The sequence below is a fragment of the Kingella denitrificans ATCC 33394 genome (genome assembly GCF_000190695.1).
Classification (GTDB): domain Bacteria; phylum Pseudomonadota; class Gammaproteobacteria; order Burkholderiales; family Neisseriaceae; genus Kingella_A; species Kingella_A denitrificans.
Map to the genome: position 1 here is coordinate 318,981 of NZ_GL870929.1, position 26,731 is coordinate 345,711.

A 26,731-nucleotide genomic window follows, 5' to 3' on the forward strand; every position below is an offset into this window, starting at 1 on the left:
CCGCGATGCCGCCGCTTCGGATTATGCCCGAATCCGGCTTTGGCCAAGGTTTCGGGCTGCCTGAAACCTTGTTTTGCAGGTGCAGGCTGCTTTTTCAGGCAGCCCGTCCGTTGCCGTCAAACCGCCCGCTTTTTCAGCACCAGCCACAAAAACACCAGCCCGCCGGCAAATTCCACCACCACGCTCAGCACGGCCTTCATGCCCAGCAGGTGTTCGAACACCGCCTGCCCGCCAATCAGCATGACGGCGGAAACGAGAAACACCATCGGCAGGCGCACGGCATGGTGCAGGCTGCCTGAAAAGTGGTTGGCCAGCGCGCAGACGAGCAGCCCGAAAAAGCTGACGATGCCGACCGTGGCGGTGGCGGTGGCGACCAAAAGCGCAATCCACGCCAAAATCCACAGCGTGTGGCGCGGGTAGCTGATGCCGAGGTTGGTCACCTGGTCGCGCCCGAGCAGGTGCACGTCCAGCCGGTGCCGTTCGCGCCACAGCACGGGCACGCTGACGAGGGCAATCGCGCCGCCGAAGCCGAGCAGCTTGGTATTGACGGTGTTGAAGCTGGCGAACATAGCAGTTTGGGCGACGGCGTATTCTTCGGGGTCGATCATGCGCTGCAACAGGGAGGACAGGCTGCGGAAGAGCACGCCGAATATCACGCCGATGAGAATCATGCGCGCCAAATCACGCCCGCCCTGCCGCAGCAGCAGGCTGAACAGCAGCAGCGAGCCGCCGAGCATGGCAGTCAGTTCCAGCGTGAATTTGCCGTATAGCGGGAGCTGGGTGTAGCCCGTGCTGCCGAGCGCGAACACGAGCAGGGTTTGCAGGAAGACATAAAGCGCGTCGAAGCCGAGCACGGACGGGGTGAGGATGGGGTTGTTGGTGAGCGTTTGGAACAGCAGGGTGGACACGCCCACGGAATAGGCAACGAGCAGCAGGGCGGCCAGTTTTGCGCCGCGCAGGGGGAGGATGTAGCCCCATTCGCCCTGCGGCGCGTTCCAGGTGAGGAACAGGGCGCAGGAGAGCAGGAGCAGGGCGGTGAGGGCGAGGAGGGTTTTGCGGTCTTGGGTCATGGGGTTGGTCGAATTTGGGTTTTGGTTTTTGTTGTGGATAGGGTTTCAGGTAGCCTTTGAGGGAGAGATAGACGGAAAATCCTGCTAACTACTCTGTCCTATTGGGGTGGCAATTCACAATGGTTTGAAGTATTTCGCCATCGCCAAGGTTGGAAGTATGAGAATTCGAGCAAACTTAACAAGCGGCGATAAACAGCGCAATGATACACATCAGGCAGCCGTACCAGATATTGGAGCGCAAGGTGGCCTTATCCTGTGCGTATGCCCAAATATAGGCGGTACGCAGCAGCAGGAACAGGGCGGACAGGATATTGATAGTGCTTTGTGCTGCTTCGCCTGTGACGTGGGCGATAATGACGGCGGCGGCATAAAGCGGCAGCATTTCGTAGCCGTTCTGTTCTGCGGCAAAAAGCCGTGCTGCTTTGCCGGATGCCTGCGATCTGTGGCTGCGGGGTTCGTGGTTGGCTTCGGCATCAAGCAGACGGGCGGATTTCTTGGCCAAGAGGGAACACAGACTGTTGATTAGGGCGAAGATGAGTATGCTGAAATATGCGAAGGTCATTGGGTTTTCCTGATTATTTTGGTTGCTTGGGCGGATATGTATGCCAGTTCTATCTGATTGCGAGAAGGGTTTATGGTTTCAGGCTGTTTTTTTAGGGAATGGGACAACAGCCCCAGCCATCGTTAGCATCATCTAACGGTCTTTGTGGAATATCCGGTTACAGTTTGCTGACTGCTCTCAGCTGTGAGATTCTGGTATGGTGCAGGCTGCTTTTCAGAAACTACGTTTCGACTACGCCGGAATCTCGTTTTTACCTCATAAAAACCGTTTTTTCAAAAATCCCGCTTTTAGGCAGACCGAGCCGCTGTTTAATTCAGTGAAATCTCACAGCCCGCAAATCCGCAGGCGCGGCTCGGTGGGGGCGTATTCGCGTTCGGCGGCGGGTGCGGCAATGCCGCCGAACACCATTTGGCTGCGCAGCCGCCAGTGGACGGGAACCTGCCACGTTTGGGCGACGGCTTCGTCAATCAGCGGGTTGTAATGCTGGATGTTCGCGCTGATTCGGGCGGCGGCGAAGGTGGTCCAAATCGCGTACTGCATCATGGCGAATTCTTTGTCGGCGGACACGGGGAAGGTGTCGGCGTAAAGCGGCATGCGCTGCTGCAAGTCTGAAACCACGTCCGTGTCCTGATAAAACAGAATGCTGCCTGCGGCGGCGCGGAAGGCGGCAAGTTTGGGCGCGGTCTGTTGGGCGAAAATTTCGGGCGGCGCGGCGTCTTGCAGCACGTCGGCGGCGATGTCCCACAGTTTTTCGTGTTCCGCACCGAACAGGACGAGCAGGCGGACGGAGTGGGAATTGAACGGCGATGGGCTGTATTTCAGCGCGTGGCGGACGATGGCGGCGATTTCTTCGGGCGGCAGGGGCAGGTTGCGGTCGAGCGCGTACACGGAACGGCGCGCTTCGGCGTTCTGCATAATGGTTTGGTGGTTCATCGGGTCTCCTTGGCGGATAACTGGCTACCTGAAAAGGCGCAGGCTGCTTTCGGGGCGGCGGCAATCCGTTTGTTGTTTGTTCTGCAAACGGGGGAAGGCTTGTCGGGCTGCCTGAAAAGCAGCCTGCACCTGCCCTAGCGTGCAGGCTGCCGCATCAGCAGCCCTAAAAACAGCACCGTCCCCAGCACGCCGAACACGGTGGATACGGGGATTTCAAACGGGAACACAATCACGCGGCCGACGATGTCGCACAGTAGCACCAAAGCCGCGCCCAGCAGTGCCACGGCGGGCAGGCCGGCACGGAGTTTGTCGCCCAGAAGCAGGCTGACGATGTTGGGCACTACCAGCCCGATAAACGGGATGTTGCCCACGGTCACCAGCACCAGCGAGGTAATCAGCGCCACCATCACCAGCCCCGCCCACAGCACGGTGCGGGGGTTGATGCCCAAGTTCACCGCCGCCGATTCGCCCAGCCCCACAATCGTGAGCTGGTCGGCAATGGCATAGGCGGTGGCAGCCAGTATGCCGGTGAGCCACAAGAGTTCGTATCGCCCCTGCAGCACGCCGGAAAAATCGCCGCTCTGCCAGAAGCTGATGAGCTGCATCATATCGGCTTCGTAGGCGATGAAGGTATAGACGGCTTCAATCACGCCGCCGTAAATAATGCCGACTAGCGGCACGAGCAGCTGCGCGGTGGGCGGCAGCCTGCGGACGAGCATCATAAACAGCAGCATGCCCAGCAGCGCGGCCACGGCGGCGACGGACATTTTTGCCAACAGCGGCGCGGCGGGCAGCAGCAGCGCCATCAGCAGCAGCGCCAAGGTCGCGCTCTGGCTTGCGCCCACCATGGAAGGTTCGACAAAGCGGTTTTTCAGCAGAATCTGCATAATCATGCCGGCCACGCCCATGGATGCGCCGGTGAGCACAATGGCAAACGTGCGCGGCAGGCGGCTGGTGATCATGACTTGGGTGCTGTCGTTCAGGCTGCCTGAAAAAAGCTTCGCCCAAGAGAATTCCGCCACGCCGACGGATAGGCTGACGGCGAACAGGACGAGGGTGAGGACGACGGTTATCAGGGTAAGAGGTTTGGCGGTCATGGGTCGGTGTGTTTGTGGGTGGGTTGTCGGGGGTGCAGGCTGCTTTTAGCGCATTCGGGCGGCCTGAAAATATTGGGCTATCCGTCATGGCTTGCCCAGTAAACGCCGTTTTCGGGCAGGGGCGGCAGCGGATAATTTTGCGGCGCAACTTCCAGGATTTCGCGCCCGTGTCCCTGCGCCGCCCAGCGGTTCAGCAAGTCTTGTACATCGTCCGGACAGCGGGCGGCAATACCGAAGCTGCGCTCGGGCTGCCACGATTCGGGCGCGGAGGGGCTGTGTTCGTGTTCGTGCGGCGTGTTGCCGTAACTGCAACGCAGGCAGATGAAGCGGATGCTGCGCGTCCAGTCTTCGGCGAAGGTGTCGGTGTCCAACGACAGTTCGGATAATGCGGCAGCGTCGGCTTCTTCGGGGCAGCGGACGAATACGGCGTAGGTATCGTGCGGCGACTGCTGCCAGCGTTCCAGCGCGTTGAAGACGGACACTTCGCCGCCGAGTCCGTCCGGACGCGTGCCGGTGGGCGCCCCGTCGTGCAGGACAATGTCGCCAAAACGGTAGCCGCTTTCGGGCAGGGGGACGTTGGTAATTCGGGCGCGGCAGGGGTCTATCCGCCGCGCGTACACGCATTCGCCGTCTTCCCATGCGTTGAGCCGCAGCACGGCCGTGCCGAAATTGGCGCAGATTTCTTCTTCGCCTTCGGGTATTCCGATGCCGCAGGCTGCCCATAAGCGGCGCGCGGCGGGCCAGTCGTGCAGGGCGGTGGCGGCAATGGCGGCGTTCCAATGGGCGGCTTCGTCGAATTCGGCGGAACGTTCGATGGCGCGTTGGTTGGCTCGGAGCGATGTTGCCCAATCCCTGCGGTATTTGGCGGCCAGCCCGAGCATATAGTGGTATGCGCCGTATTCAGGGCAGGCTTTGGCGAGTTTGGCAAACAGTTCGGCGGCGGTTTTCAGGTTGCCCGAATCAAAGGCCTGATAGGCTTGTTTGTAGCGTTTTTTGAGCTGTCGGCGGGTTGGGAAAGGCATGGGTTCGGTTTCTGCGGTTTTATCGGTATAGGTTTTCGGTTTATGGGTAAAAGAGCAATAAGCTGGGAACGGCTTGGGTGCAGGCTGCTTTTTGTGCTGTCAGGCAGCCTGCATCTTTGCCGCTTTTTGCAGAGCCCTCAAATTCGGCTTCGCAGAAACCCCGTTTTCAGGCGCGGCATCATTGCGAAGGCGGCGAACCCGCATATCCGTGCCGCAGCACATACAGCAAGTAAACGGTAAACAGCAAAGCCATCCAAAAAGACGGAATCAGCACGGGGTACAGCGCGGCGGCGGACGGGGAAACGGCCTTGATTATTCTGCCCAACAGCACGCCCGTCAGCGGGCCGAGCAGGGCAAAGGCGCGCGGGAACACGGTTTTTCCCGCCACCACGGCAAACAGCCATACGCTGACCGCCAGCACGCCCGCCAGAAACAGTGCACCGAAAATGTTTTTAAACGACTGGTATTGCGCCAGCAAAACGCCCACGGCTTCCCGTTCCGCACCCGATAGCGAGGCGTGATACGCGGCGGCACGGGCAAAATAAAAATAGCTGCTGTGCATATAAATGCACACGGTGCTGAACAAAAACACCAGCAGCAGGCACAGCCACGGCCGGCGCAGGCCTTTGTTGAGCACATACACGCCGCCCGACACCAAGGGGAAAAGGAACAGGGCAAACGTGGCCGCTTCCACACGCCACGGTGCGAGATGCGCCATATTCTGCCAGAAGCCGTCGTCGAACATGGTGCGGATGTCAATGGTCAAATCCGCCAGCCACACCAGCCAAATGGCGGCGATGGCGGCATAGGCGGCCAGTTTGGTGTTTTTCTCGGACATGGCGGTGCTCCGTTCGGGTGAAACAGAATCGGCAATGGATGGCGGATGAAATAGGCAGCGTGGACGGCTTCAAAACAGTCTTGCAGGCTGCCTGAACGCGAAATCAAAAGCAGCCTGCACTTTGTTTCCGGCCTGTTATTTCGCTTTGGCCAGCGCTTCCGTTACCTGTTTCAATGCAGTCTGCAACTGGCGTGCGCCGCCGGCGGCCAGATAGGTGCCGCTGTCCAGATACACCACCTGTCCTTTTTTCCACGCGGTGGTTTCGGCCACCAGCGGGTTGTTCAGCACGTCTTTGGCGGCCTGGCCTTCTTCGCCGATGGCCGCGCTGCGGTCAAGCACGAACAGCCAGTCGGGGTTTTTCTCTTTCAGGTATTCGAACGATACGGGCATGCCGTGCGAGCCTTCCTTCATCTGCGCGTCCACGGGCGTGATGCCGATGCCTTGGTGAATCCAGCCGCCCAGCCGCGAAGTGGGGCTTTGGGCGGAAAGTTTGCCCGCGTTCACGATAATCACCAAGCCCGTGCCTTTGCCCTGCGCGGCGGCTTTGGCGGCGGACAGTGCGGCGTCGATGTCGGCTTTCAGCTTGTCGGCTTCGGCCTGTTTGCCGAAGATTTGCGCGTAGGCGTCAATGCGCTCTTTCGCGCTGGCAATCAGGTTTTTGGTGTCCGCCGTCATTTCAATCGTGGGGGCGATTTCATTGAGCTGGTGGATGGCTTTGTTGGTGCGGCTGCCAGTAATGATGAGCTGCGGTTTGAAGGTGTTGAGCGCTTCGTAGTTCGGCTCGAACAGCGTGCCGACGTGCTGTGCTTTTTCCACGGCGGGTTTCAGGTAGCCCAGGTTGGTGTCGTCCACCGTCGCGCCCACGTTCACGCCCAATGCAGTGAGCGTGTCCAGCGCGCCAAAGTCGTACACGGCCACGCGCTCGGGATTTTTAGGCACGGGAAACTCGCCGCGCGCCGTCTGTACTTTGACCACTTCGCCTTGGATGTCGGTGTGCGGTTTCAGTGGCGTTTGGTCGGCCTGCGGTTTTTCGGCGGACGCGGCGGAGGCGGTTGCAGGCTGCTTTGCCTGTTCGCCGTTCGGGTTGCACGCGGTGAGCGCGGCCAGAATCAGCAGGACGGGGAGTTTGGTTTTTGTCATGAGATTTTCTTTCTTGATTAAAGTTGAAGGGATAAGGGTTTACGGTTCGGCGGCCAGCGCGAGGGCTGTCTGAAACGATAGTTTCATGATGCTGCCGTGCGTTTCGGCGGGGTATTCTTCGTAAACAGCGGACACATTGGGCAGCGCGTCCAAGCGGGAAGCAAGGCGGCGCAGGCGTTCGGGGTCGGGCGGCGGCATTTTGCCCTGCAATGCGCCGGGCAGCGCGCCGCCGCTTTTGTGCAGCCAGATTTTCCGCGTGCCGTGTCCGAGTCGGGCATCCAATCCGTCCGCATCGGGCAGGCCGCTGCCGTCGCGCAGCCACAGGGACGGGTCGGCGGCGACATAGCGGTTAAACGACTGCGGCGCGTGCAGGAAGGCATACAGCACAAACAGCCCGCCGTAGGAATGCCCCCACAACGTCTGCCGCTGCGTATCCAGCATCGGCGCGGCTTCGGCGGCCAGCGGGCGGATTTTGCCGGTGAGCAGCCTGAAAAAGCCCAACGCGCCGCCGTTGCAGAGCGCGGGGTCAATCGGGTCGTGCAGGCAGGTTTGGCCGGACACGGGTGGGGTGTAGTCCCACGCGCGTTGGGCGCGGTCGATGCGCAGGCTGCTGTCGGGCGCGACCAGCACGAGGACGACGGGATTTTTCCGCAAACGGGCAAAGGCCGCGTCGTCCAAAAACGCAACGGCGGCGTTGCCGTCCAAGGCGTACAGCACGGGGAAGCCGCCTTCGGGTGCAGGCTGCTGCGGTATGCCGATATAGACGCGGTAACGCCGTCTGCCGTCTTCGGAAAGCAGCCTGCGTGTTACAAAACGGTAGCCGCTGTCGGGTTTGTCCAGCGCGGACAAATCGGCCTGCTGAGGCTGGTTGCCGCGCGGTGCGGGTGCGGTAGGGGCAGCGTTGTCGGCCGATGCGCAGGCGGGCAGGCCGAACAGCAGGGTAAGGAACAGGGTTCGGATTAGGGGTGCAGGCTGCATTTTTATCAGAAGGAGACTTTCAGGCTGCCGTAAAACGCGCGGCCGTGTTCGTTGTAAACGTTCGCGCCCCTGCCGGAGCGGTAGATTTGTTTGTCAAACAGGTTGCTGATGCCCAAGCGCACATTGACGCGGCTGTTCCAGTTGTAGCCCGCGTTGATGCCCCACAGGCCGTAGCTGCCCAGTTGGGTGGAATCCAGCCCGTCTTCAACCGGCCGTTCGTGGCGGACGATGACCACGCCGCGCGGCTTGGTGCGGCCGTAGTGCGTGAAGGTCAGGTTGGCGTCCCATTTTTCGTTCGGCGTCCAGTTCAGGGTGCTGTTGAGCGTGTATTTCGGAATCAGCGACAACGGGTTGCCGTCCGCGTCTTCCGATTTCTGCATATAGGTGAAATTGTTGCTCCATTTCAGCGTGCGGTGCAGCGGAACGGTGATGTTGCCCTCGAAGCCGGACACGGTGGCGGTGGGGCTGTTTTCCCATTGCAGGACGTTGGTGTTGGGCGCGACGGTGCCGATGAGCGTGCGGCCGATGATAATTTTGTTGCGGTAGGCGTTGTGGAAATACGCCATGCTGGCCGACCAGCCGTCTTTCGCAAATTCAAAGCCCAGCTCTTTGTTGAGTGCGGTTTCGGGTTTCAGATTGGTGTTGCCTAAATAATAGCACGAGCCGGTGGTGGGGAAGCCGGGCACAATCGGGCAGCCTTTGCCGCGCGTGGCAATCAGGTAGCTCGGGTGCGTCTGGTACAGGCTGGGGGCTTTGTAGGCGCGCGCGATGCCGCCCTTGATGCGCCAGTTCGCGCCGATGCCCTGCTCGAAGTTCAGGCCGCCGCTCACGTTGCCGCCGGAAATGCTGCTGTGGTCGTAACGCAGGAAGGGAATCAGGTGGGTTTGCTCCCGCGCCGTCCAGTGGTCTTCGGCAAAGACCGCCCAGCGGTTTTCCGCCATGTGGCTGTCGTCCGTCCTGCGGCCGGGTATCGGGTTACCCGTGCCGCGCCCGGTGTAGCTCATGGTGTAAGGGTCGTCCAGCGAGCTGCGCCCCAGTTCCGCACCTGCGGTCAGGACATGGCTGCCCGCCGCGTTGAACGGAATGTGGAATTCGGTGCTCAGGCGCGTGTTTTTCAGGCGGCTGTCGGTGAATTGGTCGCTGCTGTAGCTGCCTTCGGGCCCACCCGCCATGTTGTCGGGGAAGCGGCTGTTTTTGGTTTCGTCATAACTGAGCCAGGTTTTGTTCTCACCCCAGCCGAAGGTGCCGTTGTAGGTCAGCGAATAGGCGCGGCGATACAGGCGCGAGGTTTCTTCCACGCCGTTACGCAGCAGTTGCGCCGTAATGCCGGTATTGTTGCTGTTGAGCGTGTCGCCGTTGTAAATATTGCCCTGACGGCTGAAACTGCCGTCCAGCGTTAGGCTGTGTTCGGGCGAAATGCTCCAGTGCAGCCTGCCTGCAATGTCGCGGTTGCGCACGCCTTCCACGCCTGCGGCCAAACCCCTGCCGTCCACACCGGCGTTGATGTCGTTGGCATCGGCTTCGGTTTTATTGATGTTGCCGTAGAGGCGGAAAGAAAGCCTGTCTTTGACAATCGGGCCGCTCAAAACGAATCCGATGCGCTGCGTTGCGCCTTCGCGGCTGTCTTGCGGCTGGTTGGTGTAGTAGGTGACCGAACCGCTGAAATCGTTGGTGATTTTTTTGGTAACGATATTGACCACGCCGCCCATTGCGCCCGAGCCGTAACGCGCCGCCGCCGGGCCGCGGATGACGCTGATGCTTTCCACCGCTTCCACGGGTACCCAGTTGCTGTCGCCGCGCGTGTTGCGTTCGCCGCGCATGCCCATGCGTTCCGCATTGCGCGAGGTAACGGGTTTGCCGTCAATCAGAATCAGCGTGTTTTCGGGGCCCATGCCGCGGATGTCGATTTGCCGCTTGTTGCCGCGCTGGCCGGTAGCGGCATTGCCGGTCAGGTTCACGCCAGGCATGGTGCGGATGAGCTCGGACAAATCGTTGGCGGCGGGGCGTTTTTCAATATCCGCGCGGTTGATGCGCGACACGCCAAGCTGCTGCTGCAATTTGCGTTCGGCGGTCACGTAAACGGTTTCCAGTTCTTCGGAAGAAGGCGCTGTGCCGTCTGCCTGAGCATGCAGGCTGCATAGCGCAAGGGGGATGAGCGATAGTTTGAATATTTTAGGCGGCATATCGATTTCCTAATTTCTGTGTGTGTTCAGGCAGCCTGCACTTCGTTTAGAACGTGTAGTTCATCGAGAAGCGGTATTGGCGGCCTTCGCCTGGGAATTGTCCGCGTTGGGCGTGGGGGTAATACAGCTTGTTCGTCAGATTGTCGATGCCGAAGTTCACGTTCATTTTGTCGTTACGCAGCGGTTTCCAGTTGAGCGAAACATCGGTCACGCCGTAGCCTGCTTTGCCAGTGGCCGGAGTGGGCACGATACCGCCGTTGACAACGAAATAGTTATCCGCCGCTTTCACACGTTCCACTTGGCGGTGCTGGATGCCGATTTCGAGATTGGGGTTCTCAAAGCGGTAGGCGAGCGATGCCGTCCATGTGCGGCCGATGGCAGATGCGTATTCGGGATTGGAGCTCAGGTTGTCGCCGTAAAAACGGGGTTTCGCATGCGCCACGCCCAAGCGTGCGGTGAAGCCGCCTTGACGGTAGCCCACCGACAATTCGTAGCCTCGGTTTTTAATGCGGCCGGCGTTGATGATTTCCTGATAGCAGTTCGCAGAAGGACCGGTGCTTGGGCAGATGTGGTTGTTGCGGCCGTTGCTCGTGCCCAGCGCGTTGCTGATGTTTTGCCAGAAATAGCTGCCTTCCACGTTAAATCCGTTGCGCTCGAAGTTGAAGCCGATTTCGGTATTGCGCGCGCGTTCGGCTTTGGTATGGTCGCCAATCGACACAATGCCCCGTGCGCCGTGCGACATGATGGCATCCTGCATGCGCGGACTGCGGGTGGCATAGTTATGCAGCGCGCGGAAGCTCAATTCCGGTGTGGCTTGGTAAATCACGTTCAAGCTCGGATTCACTGCGCCGCTGCTGCGTGTTTTGCCGTCCATCGCTTTGAAGCGGAAATGGTCGTAGCGCAGGCCGCCGGTCAAGGTGATTTTATCGCCGATATTGGCAATGGCTTCGGTATAAATGCCAATATCCTGTTTGGTTTGATAACCGATAGGCGCGCGCCATTGTTGGAACAGTTGGTTCGGACGGATTTTCTGATGGCGGTAGTTCAGGCCGTATTTCAACAAAATATTGTCGGTAATCTGGCTGTCCAAATTAATATTCGCGCCGGTGGTGATGATTTTGGTGTTGGTCGGACCCGTGTTGCGCGTTCCGCCGGCATAGCCGTTGCCTGAATCATCGGCAGACCAGCGGTTGTGCACCAAGCGGTACACATTGGCATTGGCCGATTGGACGAAGCCCAGATTTTTCCCCGTCCATTCCAAATTGGTGTTGTCCACGCTCATTTTGCGTGCCGCCGGTGCTTGACGCGCCAGAGTCAAACGTCCGCCGCCGGATTCCGGCAGGAATTCTTCGCGCACCAGACGGTCGCCTTTATGTTGTTGGTGCAAATGGCTCAATGTGATGCGGTGGTCGTCGAAAGTCGCGCCGATTTTGGCCAGATAGCTGGCTTTGTTCAATGCGCTGTACGGCACGGTTCTTGCGCCGTCCAACGGATTGCGGTAGCCGCTGCCGCCTTTGTAGGCATGGTCTTTGGTATAGCTTCCGGCCAACAGGTAATCAAACTGACCCGCTTTGCCAAACAGCGACAGGCCGAGGTTGTGGCCGTCATTGGTCGTGTAGCCGGCGTTCACTTTGGCACCGAAATTCGGATTGCTGCTGTTTTTCAACAAATCGGCGGCATCCAGTGTTTTGGCGATAATCGCGCCATTGGTCTGCCCGATACCGGCTGATGCGCTGCCCGCGCCTTTTTGCACAGCGACGATTTTCACCATGGACGGGTCGAGCATATGGCGGCCTTGGTGGTAGTGGATTTGGCTGTCTGTGTAGGCATTGTCCACTTTCACGTCGATCGAGTTTTGCCCCATGCCGCGGATATACAGGAACGAAGACGTGCCGTTACCGCCACCGAAGCTGATGGACGATTCCTGTTTCAGCACATCGCGCAGTTTGGTATTGGCCGTTTCGTCCATTTTACGGGCGGTGACACGGCGGGTGGTCGAATCGCCACGCACATAAACGCGCTGCAACTCTTGGGATTCCTGCGGCTGCGGCGCGTTTTCTGCATGTGCCATGGCGCTGGCCAATGAAAAAGCAATGATGCTCAATGCGAAACTGGGTTGTTTGATGTGCATAAAATCTCTCCAATAAACATAAATAAAAACGGTTATCATTGATAATTATTTCAGAAATTAACATTTGTTGTCTAGTGTAAAATCTCTTACTTTCATAAATATATAATTTTTATAAATATTTATGATGGCCGTTTTATCTGTTTATTGGGTTTGTAAAGTGCAGGCTGCTTTTTAAAGGCGCAAAAAAATGCGCGAACCGAAATCCGCGCACGTTTAAATGGCCCAAAAGCAGGCTGCACTTTGAATTTGCCGAAAGTGCAGGCTGCTTTTGGGCATCAGCGCCATAAATCCCAAGCGAATTTGCCGATGGTCAGGCACAGCAGCAGCATGAATCCGTAACGTAGGAATTTTGTTCCGCCGCGTATAGCCAAGCGCGCGCCGAGCACGCCGCCGCATAAATTCGCCAGTGCCAGCGGCACCGCCCATGCCCACACGACATGGTCTTGCGGGATGAAAAACGCCAGCGCGGCAAGGTTGGTGGTGGAATTGATGACTTTGGCGGATGCGTTTGCGGTCAGGAAATCGTAACCGTAAAAACGGACGAACACGAAGGCCAGCAGGCTGCCTGTGCCCGGCCCGAAGATGCCGTCGTAAAACCCGATGAGCGCGCCGAAAAGCAAGCCCCATAAGGTTTCACGGCGCGTCAACTTTTCGGTGCGCACCGCCTGCCCCAAGTCTTTTTTCAAAAAAGTATAAAGGCACATGGCCACCATGATGACCAACATCGCCGGTTTCATGTAATGCACGGGGAAATATGCCACGGCATTCGCGCCCAAATACGAAGCGGCAAATGCCAGAGCAGCGGCGGGCAGCAGCATTTTCCACGGCACGGGGATTCGGCGCAGATATTGCCCCGTTGCGGTCAGCGTGCCGCAGCAGGAAGCGAATTTGTTGATGCCCATCACCGAAGCCACAGGCGTGGAAGCGGGCAGCAGGTTGAACAGGCCGGGGATTTGCAGCAGCCCGCCGCCGCCCACCGCCGCGTCCATCAATCCGGCGGCAAAACCGATAAAGAGCAGATAATAAAAAAATGAATCGGACAACATGGTTTCCATTCCTCGTTAATCGGCCAATGCGGCGGGGGTGCAGGCTGCTTTTTGCGCTTATTCCAGCCAAGCCAAATATTGCGCCTGTGTCAAAACTTTCGGCGCGGCGTTTTTTTCTTCCAACAGCGGTGCGGTATAGAGCAAATCCGTGCCGCGCCACGCATAAAAATCGATTTCGCCGTCATAATCGTCCCAGAAATTCGGGATATATTCATAGAGCGCATCGGTCATGCGCGGCGGGGCGGACATGGGGTTGCTAAAATCTGCCAGCAGCAGGGCATAAGGCGCAGCCCAATAACAGCCGCCCACCGCCAGCATATCGTTGGCGGGATTGTAATGCGCTTCCGTCCAGATAAACGTTTCCGTTCCGTCCAGCGCGGCGCGCGGCAGATACTGCATGATTTCCCCTGTGGCAAAGTCCAGCACGCTGTATCCGTACAAATCCTGGCGGAACAATAAATAAGCCCTGCCGTTGCGGTGGGCGATGTATTGGTAAAACGCAGCGGAATCGTCCAGCGACTGCCATTGCGCCACCGTGCCGCCTTCCGAATCGCACAGCCGGCACAGGCTGCCGCTCAAATTACGCCCGTCCGCTTCGCCGGCGTAGCTGTCGATGTGCAGCGTATGTTGCGTGGGGAACGTGAGCACCTGCCGTCTGGTGCGGTTCTGCGGCGAAAACAGCGGCTGCGCGGCATGCTGGATGGCGCGGTATTCAGGGGATTGGGCAGCGTTGGTGCGGGGCATATTCGAGTTTTCCGTATGGATTGTTTAATCGTTAGATTTCAAGCAGCCTGCACTTCACCTGACACAAAACAGTCCGTAGCAACAAAAAGCGCAAGCGGGCAGGCTGCATGGCGTATCGCCGCCATACCCACTCTCAACCGCTGCCCGAACCGAAAGCAGCCTGCACTTTGAATGTGGCGAATGTGCAGGCTGCTTTGCGTGCGGCATCAAAATTCCGTAGCGTTTTCAGGCAGGCAGCGCAAGGATTCCGCCGCCGTTTCCGTGCCGTCCAGCCGCCACACGGATGCGTTGGCAACGTGCAGGCTGCTTTGGAAGGCGCGGAATGCCGCCATGTCCGCCCCCGTTTCGGCGTAGTTGCCCGAAAGCCACCATGCCAAAAGCGCAATCCAGATGCCGTGCCCGAATAGCAGGCTGCCGTGCGGCAATGACGGCCATGCGCGGTGCAGGAAGTCCGATACGCGGCCGTCAAATTCGGCAAAAGTGTCCGCACCGCCGCCTGCGCGGAAATGCGGGTCGGCGCGCTGCCAGTAGGCTTCCGCCAACGGTTTGCGGGCGGATGCGTCCAAGCCTTGTACGGCGGCGAAGGGTAGGTAGGAAAATTCGTTCAGGCAGGGCAGGATTTCGGGGCGGATGCCGTGTCGGGCGCAATAGGGCGCGGCAGTTTCGTGCGTGCGGCGCATGTTGGAAACGAAGACGCGGCGGTTTGCAGGCAGCCTGCACGCGAGTTCGGCGGCTTGTTGTGCGCCTTTGGCGGAGAGCGAGATTTCGCGGTCGGGCAGGCTGGTGCCGCCTGCATTGGCGGCGGATTGGGCGTGGCGGATAAGGTAGAGGGTTTTCATGTGGGCGGCTTCCTTGGGCTGTGCGGTTTCGGGGTGCAGGCTGCTTTTGGTTGCTGTCGTCAAACCGCGTCCGCCTGCACAAAGCTGCCGTGTTCCAAAACGGCGCGGTTGCCCCATTCCGTCAATGCCGCCAGCACCGGCAGAAAGCTGCGCCCGAAATCGGTCAGCCCATATTCTGTTTTCAGCGGCGGCCTGCTGCCGAACACTGTGCGCGCCAGCAATCCGTCCTGCTCCAACTGTTTCAATACACGGCTCAATACCGCTTCGGTAATGCCCGAAAGGCAGGCGTGCAGTTCGCCGAAGCGTTTTGCGCCGTTTTGCAGATGATACAGCACCACCGCCTTCCATTTTCCGCCCACCAAATCCATGGCCACGCTCAAAGGGCAGGGATAGGTTTTTCCGCCGAAACCGAAATAATCGCTGCGGCATTCTGTCTTCATTGTTCCACCTATTCAAAAGGATAGTTATTGATTCGGCCGCATGCGCCGCCTAAAATCGCCGTTTTATTGCCGATAAAGGAAAACGCATGGCACTCGTCATTCTTGCACACCCCGATTTCCAACATTCCGTTGCCAACCGCGCCGTGGTGAACTGCCTGCAAAACAGCGGTTTAAACATCGAAATCCGCGACATCGCCACCCTGTATCCCGATTACCGGATTGATGCCGCCGCCGAACAGCAGGCTCTGCTGCGCCACGAAACCGTCGTGTTCCAATATCCGCTGTATTGGTACAACATGCCCGCCATTTTAAAGCAATATTTCGACAACGTATTGACTTATGGCTTTGCCTACGGCACGGGTGGCGACCGCCTGAAAGGCAAAAATTTCGTGCCCAGTATCACCGTCGGCGCACCGGAACGGGATTACCGCGCGGACGGCGAAGCGCATTTCCGCGTGTTGGAATTGTGCAAACCTTTGGAGCAGACCGCGTATTACACCCAAATGCGCTATATCGACCCATTTTATTTTCACGGCACTTCTCCCGCGCTGTACGGCAGGGAGGAAATTGTGCGGCGAGCGGAGGAGAATACGGAACGGCTGGTGGCATTGCTGCTCAGTTTGGACAAACAGGCGTGATGATTCCACCGTTTGAAACCTGCAACCGAAAAAGCAGCCTGCACCCTGTTCGAGAGAAAGTGCAGGCTGCTTTTTCAGGCTGTCTGAATGAGGGGCGTAGCGCTAACCCGCCGCCAATATTCTTTCGCCGATGAGCGCGTCCAGCTCAAACCATGCGTCTTCCAGTTCCGCCACAATGCTTCGGTCTTGATGATTCGGGTCGTGCTTTAAATTGAGGTGCCAAATCCACACCAGTTTGGGGATTTCGTACAGCGAGGACGCCAGCCTTTTGTCGATGGTTTTCCGGCGGCGGGTGCGGGTTTCGATTTCCTGCAACAAGGCGATGAGTGCGGCGTATTCGGCGGCGTTGAAGGTCAGGTTCTGGCGGACATCGTCAATAAAGCGGTTGTTTTCCAAGCGGGTGATAAGGTTGTTCATATTTATTTCCATTCAGTACAGGCTGCCTGAAAACCTGTTCCCTCATTCCCGTCAATATAGTGGATTAAGATAAAAACGATACAAAGCTGCGGACCGCAAGGTGTACAGGCAGTTTGATGGCTTCAGGCTGCCCGAGATAATACGCAGGTGGCAAAGTTTCTATTTTGCCTGCCAGGATTAATCAATATCGGCGGCATCGTCATCGCCGTTGGAAGTAGGGCGGGCAGATGGAGGAAGTAGGTCGTAAAGCAGCAGTTCGTGCGGCACGGTGGTTTGGTCGCTGCCGGAAAAAACGAGCTGGTTGTCGCTGTAACCCTTTTCTATGCCAAAGGTGGCAACCAGTTTGCGGCCGGAGAGCTGCGGAATAATGTCGTTAAATGTAAATTCCACCGTGTTGCCTTGTTGGGTGGCAGATTTCAGGAATGGGAAGTGCTCCGTGGCCGGCAAAGATAATTTGATTTGACCGGGCTTGGCGGCATCGGCGCCATCTAGGTTTGTATGCTCATGGATATGGTAGAACAGCCTGGCCTGACGGCCTCTAATAATATAGTTGATGCAGGCTTGGTCGGCCGTGCTGAGAAGCTCGGCATAGACTGGGTCGTCCGTGTCTGCTCCTGCAGCCTGCAAATTGGCGCGAATGCCAAAACGGCAGCGTTCGGCGATATATTGGTCGCCGGGGTGGGCTTTATCGAATTCCTCTTGTCGCTGGGAGGATAATTCCACTCGGCGATAAAACTCCTTAAAACTGTATCCCGAACCGGATTGAGGGCTGGCATGGGCGGGGCGGTTGGCGCGAGGTCGATGATGCGGTGCGGCTTGAACGGTTAGGGGCGTAGCAGCCAGCAAAGAGGCCAGTAAAATAATATATCGGTATTGCATGATTTGTTCCTGAATTAAGTTAGGAAGAAGCTGCCTGAAAATATGGATGCCAATGTTTTTCAGTCAGCCCGGATAAAACGCTCATCCCGTCAAGTCTATCTTCCAAGAGTTTGCCGTAACGATACAAGGCTGGCCAACACCATAGCATGGCGGTTTTAATCTGCTATAAAAAGCAGCCTGCACCCCAAAAATCCGAGTGCAGGCTGCCATCGGCCCGAAATTTATCATTTCGGCAAACCGATGTGCGTGCCTGTGGTGCTGCTTTCTGCCTTATTTCTGCCCGCCGTTGTCGAAATCTTTGTAAAAATCCCAAGACTCCGAGAAATCTTCACGCGGAATGACCGACAAATCGGCACGGTACAGGCTGCGGGTGATTCGGCTGCACGCGACGGTCTTGAATTGCCTATCGTGTCGGCCGACCACATAGCTATGCAGAATCCCCGTGGGCAACGCAGCAGAGGGCGATTTGTGATCCGTGATTTGATACATATTGTCGGCGCGGTCTTTGTTTTGCACCAACAGGCTGATGGTCGCTGGAGTATGGCTTTGTATTGCCGATGCGGCGGCAGTATCCGACAATTTTTGACCGTTGCGGGAAAGCACCAGCCGGTTGCCGTTAAGGTTCAGTTCGTAGCGGTCTTTGCCTGCTTGGCAAGAAAACAGGGTTTCGGCGGCGGCCGTTTGGCAACACAGCAGGGCGATGCAGATAAGCAGGGATTTCATGGGGTTGTCCTTTTCAAAAACAGGAGGGAGACAATATGCAGGCAGCCTGCACCCCGAAAAATCCGAGTGCAGGCTGCCCTTATCACGCCCACGCGTTACGCATCGATATTCTGCGCCACAAGCGCGTTGGTTTCGATGAAGGCGCGGCGCGGTTCCACTTCGTCGCCCATCAGGGTGACAAAGGTTTCGTCTGCGGCAATCGCGTCTTCAATCCGCACTTTCAACAGGCGGCGCACGGCGGGGTCCATGGTGGTTTCCCAAAGCTGTTCGGGGTTCATCTCGCCCAAGCCTTTGTAGCGCTGGATGGTCATGCCTTTTTGCGCGGATTGCAGCAGGCTGTCCAAAGCTTCTTCAAACGTGGCGACGCGCTGCGGTTCGCCTTCGCCTTTGTAAAGCGCCGCACCGTCTTTGCCGATAAGGCCGCGCTGCTGTTCGGCGGTTTTCCGCAGCACTTGATAGGCTTTGCTGTCCACGAATTTCTGGTCGAGGTAGGACACCATCACGTTACCGTGCAGTTGGCGCGTGATTTTGACGAAGTGTCCGCCGTCGTGTCCAGCGACATATTCCAACGCGACTTCTTGGTTGTGCAGGCTGCCTGAAAGCGCGGCAACGGCGGCTTTGGCGTTCGCTTCGCTGTCCAGGCTAATCGGTTCGATATCAATCAGAGCGCGCAGCACGGCGGCATCAATCACGCGGCTTTCTTCGGCAATGGTGTTGCGCGCGTAAAGGAATTGTTTTGCCAGTTTCAGCAGTTCCGCGCCTTCAATGGTGCGGCTGCCTGAAACAATTTTGGCTTTGTCCACCGCCAGGCCGAGCAGAAATTCGTCTTTTTCCTGTTCGTCTTTCAGGTAGCGTTCCTGTTTGCCGGCTTTGGCTTTATACAGCGGCGGCTGGGCGATATAGATGTAGCCGCGTTCCACCAGTTCGGGCATTTGGCGGTAGAAGAAGGTGAGCAGCAAGGTGCGGATGTGCGCGCCGTCCACGTCGGCATCGGTCATGATGATGATGCGGTGGTAGCGCAGTTTTTCCAGATTGAACTCTTCCTTGCCGATGGACGTGCCCAGCGCGGTAATCAGCGTGGCGACTTCCTGACTGGCCAGCATGCGCTCGAAGCGGGCGCGCTCCACGTTCAAAATCTTGCCTTTCAGCGGCAGGATGGCTTGGAATTTGCGGTCGCGGCCTTGTTTGGCCGAGCCGCCGGCAGAATCGCCCTCCACCAGATAAAGTTCGGATAACGCAGGGTCTTTTTCTTGGCAGTCGGCCAGTTTGCCCGGCAGGCCCAAGCCGTCCATCACGCCTTTGCGGCGCGTGAGTTCGCGGGCTTTGCGGGCGGCTTCGCGGGCGCGGGCGGCTTCCACGATTTTGCCGCAGATGATTTTGGCATCTTGCGGATTTTCTTCCAAAAAGTCGTGCAGGGCTTGGCTCAACACTTCGTTCACCACCGGCGCGATTTCGCTGGAAACCAGCTTGTCTTTGGTTTGGGAAGAGAATTTCGGATCGGGCAGCTTCACGGACAGCACGCAGGTCAGGCCTTCGCGCATATCGTCGCCCGAAGTGTCGATTTTGGCTTTTTTGGCGATTTCGTTCGCTTCGATATATTGGTTAATCGTGCGCGTCATCGCGGCGCGCAGGGCGGTGAGGTGCGTGCCGCCGTCGCGTTGCGGAATATTGTTGGTGAAGCACTGCACGGATTCCTGATAGCTGTCGTTCCACTGCATGGCGCATTCCACGGTCATGCCGTCTTTTTCGCCGATGGTATAGAACACTTTTTCATGCAGCGGTTTTTTGCTGCCGGTGATGTAGTTCACAAAGCCGACCACGCCGCCCGATTCGGCAAAGTTTTCGTGCTTGCCGTCGCGTTTGTCGAACAGTTCGATTTTCACGCCGTTATTCAAGAACGACAATTCGCGGATGCGCTTGGCGAGCGTTTCAAATTTGTACTGCACCAGCCCGAAGGTGTCTTCGCTGGCGAGGAACTGCACGCGCGTGCCGTGTTTGTCGGGGCTGCATTCGCCCACCACTTTCAGCGGCTCGACCGTTTCGCCGCGTTTGAATTCGACGAAATGCTCTTTGCCTTCGCGCCAAATGGTGAGTTTCAGCCAGTCGGAAAGCGCGTTCACCACGCTCACGCCCACGCCGTGCAGGCCACCGGAGACTTTGTAGCTGTTGTTGTCGAATTTGCCGCCCGCGTGCAGGATGGTCATGATGACTTCGGCGGCGGAGCGGCCTTCTTTGGGGTGGATGCCGGTGGGGATGCCGCGCCCGTTGTCTTCGATGGTGATGGATTCATCGGCGTTGATGCACACGGTGATGTTGTCGCAATGGCCGGCCAGCGCTTCGTCAATCGCGTTGTCCAGCACTTCGAACACCATGTGGTGCAGGCCGGAGCCGTCTTGCGTGTCGCCGATGTACATGCCGGGGCGTTTGCGCACGGCCTCCAATCCTTCGAGGACTTGGATGCTGTCGGCGCCGTATTCTTGTTGAGTGGGTTCTGTCATGGTTGTTTTGCTGTGATGAGAATGAGTTGGGGACTATCTGAAAACTTGGTTTCAACGAAATTGCAACAGATTACTTGTCTATATTTGCCCAAGGTTGCCCTTGATACAGAATACAGTTTTGATCTTTCACGGTAACGGCGTTCAGATGCAGCAGGCAGTCGTATAGGCATTTGGCTTCGACTTGCGTTAAGCCGTCTGCCAGCTCTTCGCGCACGTCGATGCAAACGGGCGTGGACAACAGACGCCCCGTCAATTTTCTTGGCGGAGTATAGATTTTTTTGTCGGCGGCTAGTTTTAAGGCTGCCTGTAAGTCGTTCACAAAATGATGAAAAGATGCAACGATGATACGGCTGTTGCTGAATGTGCCGCGATGCTCCACCGCGATGCCGTTGTGTTCGATGGTGATTTGATTGGTGCGAATTTGCAAAGTAATCACGATGTTGTATGCTCCCTGCAACGGGCTGTATGGAAATATGGCGCGTTAGTGCGGCAATAAGTGTCGTCAATCATAAAAACGCCGAATTATACCATAAATTCAAGCCAGTCGATGGCGGCAAACAGGTGCAGGCTGCCTGCATGCCGAAAATCATCTATCGAGCTATACGTTCAGTATATTTCCACACTGGTGCTATTCGTTCCGTGCATTTCCACATAACCGTCGCGCAGGCGGAAGCGGTAAACAGATTCGCCGTCTTTTTCGCTAATCAGCACGGTAACTTGGTCGGGTGCGAGGGTGTACACGATTTCCCGCAAACCGTATTCGTATTCTATGTCCGTGGGCTTCACGGTTCTGCTGCGGGCAGGCAGCTTGGGCAGCAGGGCTTTGGGGCCGTCCACCTGCACCATCCAGTTGCGCCAATCCACATAAGCGGCATTGAGCGTGGTGTGCGGATAGCGGCAGACATGATGGCTATGCACGTTCCAACGGCTTCGGTATTCGGGTGGGGTGTATTCGCTGCACGTCGGTTCGGCTTGAGCGGATAGCGAGATGCCCAGCATCAACGCGGCAAGCGGCAGCAGGATTTTGGTACGCATATCATTTTCCTTGGCGGCTTTATCAGATGGTGCAGGCTGCCTGTTCTGATGCGGCTTCCACATCATCGCCCGCCAATCATAAAAACGTTGAATTTTACCATAAATTCAAATCAGCCGATGGCGGTGAACGAATAGGTGCAGGCTGCTTTCGAATAGTACCGACCATATCCACTGCAAAACACGAAAGCAGCCTGCACGCAGGTTGGGTGCGCGCTTTTATTCGACTATAATATCGGCCGATATGGGCAAGCCATGGCGCGCCAAAAGCAGCCTGCACTTTTTTATTGTTCAAAACACAAAAGGAATCATCATGATAACACCGCAACAAGCCCTCCTACGGCTGATTGACAACAACGAATTGTTCTACGATGAAATGCAGGATTTGATGCGCCAAATCATGCGCGGCGAAGTGCTGCCCGAACAGATTGCCGGCATTTTGGTCGGCCTGCGCATTAAAGTGGAAACCGTGTCGGAAATTGCCGCCGCCGCCAGCGTGATGCGCGAATTTGCCGTGAAAGTGCCCGTGGCGCCGCTGCCGCATTTGGTAGACATTGTCGGCACGGGCGGCGACGGTGCGAAAACCTTCAATATTTCCACCACGTCCATGTTTGTGGCGGCCGCCGCAGGGGCGCAGGTGGCGAAACACGGCGGGCGTTCCGTGTCCTCGTCCAGCGGCGCGGCCGATGTGTTGGAACAGCTGGGCGCGTCGCTGAATCCGTCGCCCGAAGCCATTGCGCGGCAAATTGCCGAATGCGGCGTCGGCTTTATGTTTGCCCAGCACCACCACACCGCCATGCGCCACGTCGCCCCTGTGCGCAAGGCATTGGGATTCCGCACGATTTTCAATATTTTGGGCCCGATGACTAATCCCGCCGGCGCGAAAAACCAACTGATTGGCGTGTTCCACCGCGATTTGTGCGGCATTTTGTCGCGCGTGTTGCAGCAGCTTGGTTCGGAGCACGCGCTGGTGGTGCACGGCAGCGACGGATTGGATGAAATCACGGTTACGGGCAGCACGCGCGTGGCCGAATTGCAGCACGGCGAAATCCGCGAATACGACATTTTCCCAGAAGATTTCGGCCTGCCGGTCTATGCCGATTTGAACGATTTGAAAGTGGACGATACGGCGCAGTCGATGGCGCTGATGAACGCGGTGCTGGAAAACCGTGCACCCGATGCCGCCCGTGACATTGTGCTGCTGAACGCGGCTGCCGGCCTCTATGCGGCCAATGTCTGCGGCAATTTGATCGAGGGCGTGGCACTGGCCAGAGAAGCGCTGCAAAGCGGCCGCGCCAAAGCCAAGCAAACACAATGGCTGGCGATGAACCCTGCGTGATTCCGATACAAAAAGCAGCCTGCACTTTGGAATACCATTTCCGAAAGTGCAGGCTGCTTTTTCATTTGCCGCGCGTTTATTCGTCCAATTCAATGTCCAGCCGCTTCATCAGCGCGGCGAACGTGTCGGCAGAATCAAAATGCAGCACGATTTTGCCTTTTTTGCGGTCGCGCGTTTTAATTTCCGCGCTCACGCCCAAAGCTTCGGTCAAAGTTTCCGCCAAGCGTGCGACATCCGGGTCGATTTTGGCGGTGGGCTTCACGTTTTTGCCTTGTTGCGTCAGCTGGCTGCGGCGTTCGGTTTCGCGCACCGACCAGCCGTTTTTCACCGCTTTTTGCGCCAAATCCAGCTGCTCGTTCACCGGCAGGTTGATGAGTGCGCGCGCGTGTCCCATTTCCAAATGGCGCTGGAACAGCAATTCCTGCACCGGCTCGGGCAGTTTCAGCAGGCGCAGGCTGTTGGAAATGGCACTGCGGCTGCGCCCCACGGCTTCGGCAACGGTTTCGTGGGTCAGTTCGAATTCATCAATCAAACGGCGCAGGCCTTGCGCTTCTTCAATCGGATTCAGGTTTTCGCGCTGGATGTTTTCAATCAGCCCCATCGCCATCACGGTTTTGTCGTTGGCCTGCTTCACCACGGCGGGCAATTCGGTCAGTCCGGCCAGTTGTGCCGCGCGCCAACGCCGCTCACCCGCGATGAGTTCGTAGCTGTCCAAGCCGTATTCGCGCACGATGACGGGCTGGATGATGCCTTGCGCTTTAATGGATTCCGCCAATTCGTACAGCGCTTCGTCCTGCATTTGCACGCGCGCCTGGTAGCGGCCGGTTTGGATTTTCTGAATCGGGATTTGGCGCAGCTGGTCGCCGCTGCCCACATCGACATGGCTGCTGCCCATCAGGGCGTCGAGCCCGCGTTTCAAGCCGGTTTTGTTTTTTGAAGTCATGTATTTCTCGTTGAATTTAAATGGATTTGGATTCATTTTGCGCTTCCTGCTCGGCTTTGTGGCGTTGCAGCCAGGCAATGGCGGCGGCTTTCTGTTCGCCGCTGCCGTGCTGGGCATCGTGCATATGGCGGCGATAGGTGGCTTTTTCCTGCGCCTGCCGCACTTGCTCGCGGCGGAATTCTTCGCGGTTGCTGGGCACGACGCGCTGGTTTTGCTGCGCTTGCGCGCGCGCCATGGCTTGGGCGATGAGCGCGGCAGGGTTCAAAGCAGCCTGCACGTTGGTTTTCTGTGCATCGGCTTTTTGCGTGTCGGCTTTAATTTGCGCGGCGCGTTCGGCCTGCTGTCGTTTGCGTTCGGCGGCTTCGCGCGCCTGCCGTGCCTGCCGGTTGTCATAGCGGGCTTTGGCGTGTGCGGCGGCGGCAAAACGCTCGCTGCTTCGGTCGTCCGCCAAATCATGAGCGGCGGGAAGGTGGGCGTGCGCGCTGGGCAGCAAATCGATGCAATCGACGGGGCAGGGCGGCACACAGAGGCCGCAGCCGGTGCATTCGTCTGCCAACACGGTGTGCATGAGCTTGGACGCGCCCATAATCGCATCGACCGGACAGGCGCGGATGCAGGCGGTGCAGCCGATGCAGACGGCTTCGTCAATGTACGCCACCACATTTTGGTGCGGCGGTGCGGCATGTTCGACCGGGCGGTGCAGCAGTCGGGATAAGTCGTGCAGCACTGCTTCGCCGCCGGGCTTGCACAGGTGGATGTCGGCGTGTTCTTCGGCAAGGGCTTGCGCATAGGGCAGGCAGCCTGCATAGCCGCATTCGCGGCATTGGGTTTGCGGCAGTAATCGGTTGATGTGGTCGGTCAGGGTCGGCATGGCGGTGGGTAGGATGGGTTACGCGGTTCAGGCAAAGCAGCCTGCACCTAAAATCAGCGGTCGGTTGGCGCCGGTGGCATGGTGCGGATTGCCCGGCATTTGCAGGCACCAGCACGCGGCAAGCCAGCCGAACGCGGCGGCCTCCACCCATTGCGGGTCGAGCTGCAATTCGGCGGTGCTGCGCCATTGCATGCCGTGCGGTGCGAGCTGTTGTTGCAGGCTGCCCATCAGGGTCGGATTGGCAATGCCGCCGCCGCACACATACACCATTTGCGCATCGGAAGCAGCCTGCACCAAGGCATCGGCAATGGTTTTGCTGCTGAATTCCACCAGCGTGCGCGCCACGTCGTGCGGCGATTCATTGCCCTGCAACTGCGCGAGCAGCCAGTCGAGCGAAAACAGTTCGCGACCGGTGGATTTGGGATACGGCCGGGCAAAATAAGGGTGGTGGCACCATTGCGCCAGCAAATCGGGCAACACTTGCCCCTGCGCGGCCAACCGCCCATCTTTATCGTAAGGCTGCGACCAAACGTGCTGCGTCCAAGCGTCCATCAGCATATTGCCCGCGCCGGTATCGAAGCCGAACGGTGGACGGTCGGGCGGCAGCACGCTGATATTGGCAATGCCGCCGATGTTCAGCACGGCAACGGTTTTTCCGGGCTGCGCGAACACAGCTTGGTGGAACGCTGGCACCAGCGGCGCACCTTGCCCGCCGGCGGCCAAATCGCGGCTGCGGAAATCGCCCACCGTGAAAATGCCCGTTTTCTCTGCCAACAGCGGCAGGTTGGCCAGTTGGATGCTGTATCCGTGTTCGGGGGCGTGGCGCACGGTTTGGCCGTGGCAGCCGACGGCGCGGATGTGTGCAGGCTGCATTTGCGTTTCGCGCAGCAGTTTTTGCACCACTTCGGCATATAGGCACGACAATTCCTGCGCCAGCATTTGGCTGCGGTGCAGTTCGTTTTGCCCCGCCGGCTGCAATGCCAGCAAACGCTGTTTCAAATCATCGGGATACGGCAGGAAGGCATGGGCTTCGGCGGCGTGCCAGCGGCTGCCGTGCATGGCGACGAGGACGGCGTCTACTCCGTCCATGCTGGTGCCGGACATCAGGCCGATATAATATTGCGGTTGCATAAAAACAAAAGAAGGGTTCGGGTGGGAGATGGGCGGCGCACGGCCGAAAAAGCAGCCTGCACCTTATGCCGCAGGCTTTTTCGCCAGCATGGTCACGAATTTGAGCTGGACAGGGTTGCCTGCCGCGTCGCGCGCGTGCATGGAGCCGATTTCTTCGCGGTAATCCAGCATTTCCCAGCCGGCGTAATAATCGCGCAATTCGTTTTCCTTAAAGGTGAACGAGAAGGGCATGTGGCAGGGGAAATCAGCGGTGTCCATGGCGGAGACGATGAGGTTGCAGCCGCCTGCTTCGGTGTGCGCTTGCATATCGGCAATGATGGCGGGGACGCGGTCGCGCTGCAAAAACATGAACACGACGGTGGCGACCATCAGGCCGTATTCGCCTTCGATGGCGGCTTGGTTCATGTCGTACACCTGCGTTTGCACGGGCAGGTTTTCGTGCGCCGCCAGTTGCGCCAGCTGCTGCACGCCGCCGGGATTGTAGTCCGCAGCGGTAACATCAAAGCCGTTCAGCGCCAGATACAGGGCGTTGCGTCCTTGTCCGCAGCCCAAATCCAATGCGCGGCAGGGGGCGATGCCGAATTTCTCCACGGCTTCGACAACGGCGGAATGTGTGGGGGTCATGCCGTATTTTTCGGCGAAATAATGGGATTTTTGTGTCATGAATTTCTTCTCGATACTCAATCAGGGCGCAGGAAAAAGCAGCCTGCACCCCGTTTAATCAAATACTTAATCAGCCAACACCATCACGGCTTCGGCTTCCACCAGCGCATCGCGGGGCAGGGCGGCCACACCCACGGCGGCACGGGCGGGGAACGGCTGGGCAAAATATTGGCCCATCACTTCGTTGAACACGGCGAAGTTGGACAAATCGGTCAGGTAGGCATTGATTTTCACGATGTCGTTCAAGCTGCCGCCTGCCGCTTCGCACACGGCTTTCAGGTTTTTGAAGACTTGGTGCGCCTGCTCGGCAAACTGGTCGGACACCAGCGCCATGGTTTTCGGGTCGAGCGGAATCTGGCCGCTCAGATACACCGTGTTGCCCGCGCGGACGGCTTGGCTGTATGCGCCGATGGCGGCAGGGGCGTTGTCGCTATGAATGATGTTTTTGCTCATGGGGTTATCCTTTCGGGACGTGGTGGGAAAAAGCAGCCTGCACCCTAGTTTGTTGCTCGGGGCAGGTTGCCGCGCTTGAAATAGTGAAGTGCAGGCTGCTTTCGAATGCCGCAGCCCGCGC

Annotated in this window: 26 protein-coding genes and 1 pseudogene; 2 read left to right on the plus strand and 25 right to left on the minus strand. The window is 58.0% G+C overall.

Features of this window, described 5'->3' with window-relative positions; translation table 11 throughout:
• Positions 1-116: 116 nt before the first annotated feature.
• The 14 genes from HMPREF9098_RS01565 to HMPREF9098_RS01630 form a co-directional block, all read right to left on the minus strand.
• Positions 117-1,070, minus strand: coding sequence for an iron chelate uptake ABC transporter family permease subunit (locus HMPREF9098_RS01565; RefSeq protein ID WP_003781302.1), 954 nt, complete (start codon positions 1,068-1,070; stop codon positions 117-119).
• A 175-nt stretch (positions 1,071-1,245) separates the two neighbouring features.
• The gene (locus HMPREF9098_RS01570) at positions 1,246-1,632 is read right to left on the minus strand and encodes an MAPEG family protein (RefSeq protein ID WP_003781303.1); all 387 of its coding nucleotides are present in this window, start codon (positions 1,630-1,632) and stop codon (positions 1,246-1,248) included.
• A gap of 324 nt (positions 1,633-1,956) precedes the next feature.
• Positions 1,957-2,565: a nitroreductase family protein gene (locus HMPREF9098_RS01575; RefSeq protein WP_003781304.1), complete on the minus strand. Its 609-nt coding sequence runs from the start codon at positions 2,563-2,565 to the stop codon at positions 1,957-1,959.
• A 134-nt stretch (positions 2,566-2,699) separates the two neighbouring features.
• Positions 2,700-3,662 (minus strand): ABC transporter permease, encoded by a 963-nt coding sequence (locus HMPREF9098_RS01580; RefSeq protein ID WP_003781307.1) that lies wholly within the window; start codon positions 3,660-3,662, stop codon positions 2,700-2,702.
• Between the two features lie 77 nt (positions 3,663-3,739).
• On the minus strand, positions 3,740-4,684 hold the full coding sequence (locus HMPREF9098_RS01585; protein WP_003781308.1) for a hypothetical protein: 945 nt from the start codon (positions 4,682-4,684) through the stop codon (positions 3,740-3,742).
• 178 nt (positions 4,685-4,862) lie between these two features.
• Complete coding sequence (locus HMPREF9098_RS01590) at positions 4,863-5,522, minus strand: hypothetical protein (RefSeq protein ID WP_003781309.1); 660 nt, start codon at positions 5,520-5,522, stop codon at positions 4,863-4,865.
• 135 nt (positions 5,523-5,657) lie between these two features.
• Entirely contained in the window at positions 5,658-6,662 is a 1,005-nt protein-coding gene (locus HMPREF9098_RS01595; protein WP_003781310.1) for a siderophore ABC transporter substrate-binding protein, read from the minus strand.
• A gap of 39 nt (positions 6,663-6,701) precedes the next feature.
• A complete protein-coding gene (locus tag HMPREF9098_RS01600) occupies positions 6,702-7,640 on the minus strand; it encodes an alpha/beta hydrolase (protein ID WP_003781311.1) in 939 nt (312 codons plus the stop codon).
• Positions 7,641-7,645: 5 nt separating this feature from the next.
• Positions 7,646-9,823 (minus strand): FepA family TonB-dependent siderophore receptor, encoded by a 2,178-nt coding sequence (locus HMPREF9098_RS01605; protein WP_003781312.1) that lies wholly within the window; start codon positions 9,821-9,823, stop codon positions 7,646-7,648.
• A gap of 46 nt (positions 9,824-9,869) precedes the next feature.
• Positions 9,870-11,954, minus strand: coding sequence for a TonB-dependent siderophore receptor (locus tag HMPREF9098_RS01610; RefSeq protein WP_040564161.1), 2,085 nt, complete (start codon positions 11,952-11,954; stop codon positions 9,870-9,872).
• Positions 11,955-12,229: 275 nt separating this feature from the next.
• Positions 12,230-13,000, minus strand: coding sequence for a sulfite exporter TauE/SafE family protein (locus HMPREF9098_RS01615; protein WP_040564581.1), 771 nt, complete (start codon positions 12,998-13,000; stop codon positions 12,230-12,232).
• Positions 13,001-13,057: 57 nt separating this feature from the next.
• Positions 13,058-13,744, minus strand: a complete 687-nt coding sequence (locus tag HMPREF9098_RS01620) for a hypothetical protein (protein ID WP_003781318.1) — start codon at positions 13,742-13,744, stop codon at positions 13,058-13,060.
• 206 nt (positions 13,745-13,950) lie between these two features.
• Positions 13,951-14,646, minus strand: a complete 696-nt coding sequence (locus HMPREF9098_RS01625) for a histidine phosphatase family protein (RefSeq protein WP_003781320.1) — start codon at positions 14,644-14,646, stop codon at positions 13,951-13,953.
• Entirely contained in the window at positions 14,643-15,023 is a 381-nt protein-coding gene (locus tag HMPREF9098_RS01630) for a winged helix-turn-helix transcriptional regulator (protein WP_003781322.1), read from the minus strand. The genes HMPREF9098_RS01625 and HMPREF9098_RS01630 overlap by 4 nt, the downstream gene beginning before the upstream one ends.
• 86 nt (positions 15,024-15,109) lie before the next feature.
• Here HMPREF9098_RS01630 and HMPREF9098_RS01635 point away from each other — a divergent pair, with 86 nt between their 5' ends.
• The gene (locus tag HMPREF9098_RS01635) at positions 15,110-15,661 is read left to right on the plus strand and encodes an NAD(P)H-dependent oxidoreductase (protein ID WP_003781324.1); all 552 of its coding nucleotides are present in this window, start codon (positions 15,110-15,112) and stop codon (positions 15,659-15,661) included.
• Positions 15,662-15,763: 102 nt separating this feature from the next.
• Here HMPREF9098_RS01635 and HMPREF9098_RS01640 read toward each other — a convergent pair whose 3' ends face one another.
• The 6 genes from HMPREF9098_RS01640 to HMPREF9098_RS01665 all read right to left on the minus strand — a co-directional run bounded on the left by HMPREF9098_RS01640 (position 15,764) and on the right by HMPREF9098_RS01665 (position 21,213).
• Entirely contained in the window at positions 15,764-16,078 is a 315-nt protein-coding gene (locus HMPREF9098_RS01640) for a hypothetical protein (RefSeq protein WP_040564162.1), read from the minus strand.
• 177 nt (positions 16,079-16,255) lie between these two features.
• The gene (locus HMPREF9098_RS01645) at positions 16,256-16,957 is read right to left on the minus strand and encodes a hypothetical protein (RefSeq protein WP_003781329.1); all 702 of its coding nucleotides are present in this window, start codon (positions 16,955-16,957) and stop codon (positions 16,256-16,258) included.
• Positions 16,958-17,227: 270 nt separating this feature from the next.
• Complete coding sequence (locus tag HMPREF9098_RS01650) at positions 17,228-17,680, minus strand: hypothetical protein (protein WP_003781331.1); 453 nt, start codon at positions 17,678-17,680, stop codon at positions 17,228-17,230.
• Positions 17,681-17,775: 95 nt separating this feature from the next.
• The gene (gene gyrB, locus HMPREF9098_RS01655) at positions 17,776-20,178 is read right to left on the minus strand and encodes a DNA topoisomerase (ATP-hydrolyzing) subunit B (protein WP_003781332.1); all 2,403 of its coding nucleotides are present in this window, start codon (positions 20,176-20,178) and stop codon (positions 17,776-17,778) included.
• Positions 20,179-20,248: 70 nt separating this feature from the next.
• Positions 20,249-20,614 carry a hypothetical protein gene (locus HMPREF9098_RS01660; protein WP_040564163.1) on the minus strand — a complete coding sequence of 122 codons (366 nt, stop codon included), beginning with the start codon at positions 20,612-20,614 and terminating at the stop codon, positions 20,249-20,251.
• Between the two features lie 170 nt (positions 20,615-20,784).
• Positions 20,785-21,213, minus strand: coding sequence for a hypothetical protein (locus tag HMPREF9098_RS01665; protein WP_040564164.1), 429 nt, complete (start codon positions 21,211-21,213; stop codon positions 20,785-20,787).
• 310 nt (positions 21,214-21,523) lie between these two features.
• Between HMPREF9098_RS01665 and trpD the strand changes: the two genes are divergently transcribed.
• A complete protein-coding gene (gene trpD, locus HMPREF9098_RS01670; RefSeq protein WP_040564588.1) occupies positions 21,524-22,549 on the plus strand; it encodes an anthranilate phosphoribosyltransferase in 1,026 nt (341 codons plus the stop codon).
• Between the two features lie 76 nt (positions 22,550-22,625).
• Here the strand turns inward: trpD and HMPREF9098_RS01675 are convergent, their stop codons facing one another.
• The 5 genes and pseudogenes from HMPREF9098_RS01675 to ridA all read right to left on the minus strand — a co-directional run bounded on the left by HMPREF9098_RS01675 (position 22,626) and on the right by ridA (position 26,610).
• Positions 22,626-23,492 carry a ParB/RepB/Spo0J family partition protein gene (locus HMPREF9098_RS01675; protein ID WP_040564165.1) on the minus strand — a complete coding sequence of 289 codons (867 nt, stop codon included), beginning with the start codon at positions 23,490-23,492 and terminating at the stop codon, positions 22,626-22,628.
• Positions 23,493-23,508: 16 nt separating this feature from the next.
• Positions 23,509-24,363 carry an RnfABCDGE type electron transport complex subunit B gene (locus tag HMPREF9098_RS01680; protein ID WP_003781344.1) on the minus strand — a complete coding sequence of 285 codons (855 nt, stop codon included), beginning with the start codon at positions 24,361-24,363 and terminating at the stop codon, positions 23,509-23,511.
• 27 nt (positions 24,364-24,390) lie between these two features.
• Positions 24,391-25,494, minus strand: coding sequence for an anhydro-N-acetylmuramic acid kinase (locus HMPREF9098_RS01685; RefSeq protein ID WP_003781346.1), 1,104 nt, complete (start codon positions 25,492-25,494; stop codon positions 24,391-24,393).
• A 63-nt stretch (positions 25,495-25,557) separates the two neighbouring features.
• A pseudogene (gene tehB / locus HMPREF9098_RS01690) lies at positions 25,558-26,175 on the minus strand (tellurite resistance methyltransferase TehB); the annotation flags it as partial.
• 48 nt (positions 26,176-26,223) lie between these two features.
• The gene (ridA, locus tag HMPREF9098_RS01695) at positions 26,224-26,610 is read right to left on the minus strand and encodes a deaminase RidA (protein WP_040564167.1); all 387 of its coding nucleotides are present in this window, start codon (positions 26,608-26,610) and stop codon (positions 26,224-26,226) included.
• Between the last annotated feature and the right edge of the window lie 121 nt (positions 26,611-26,731).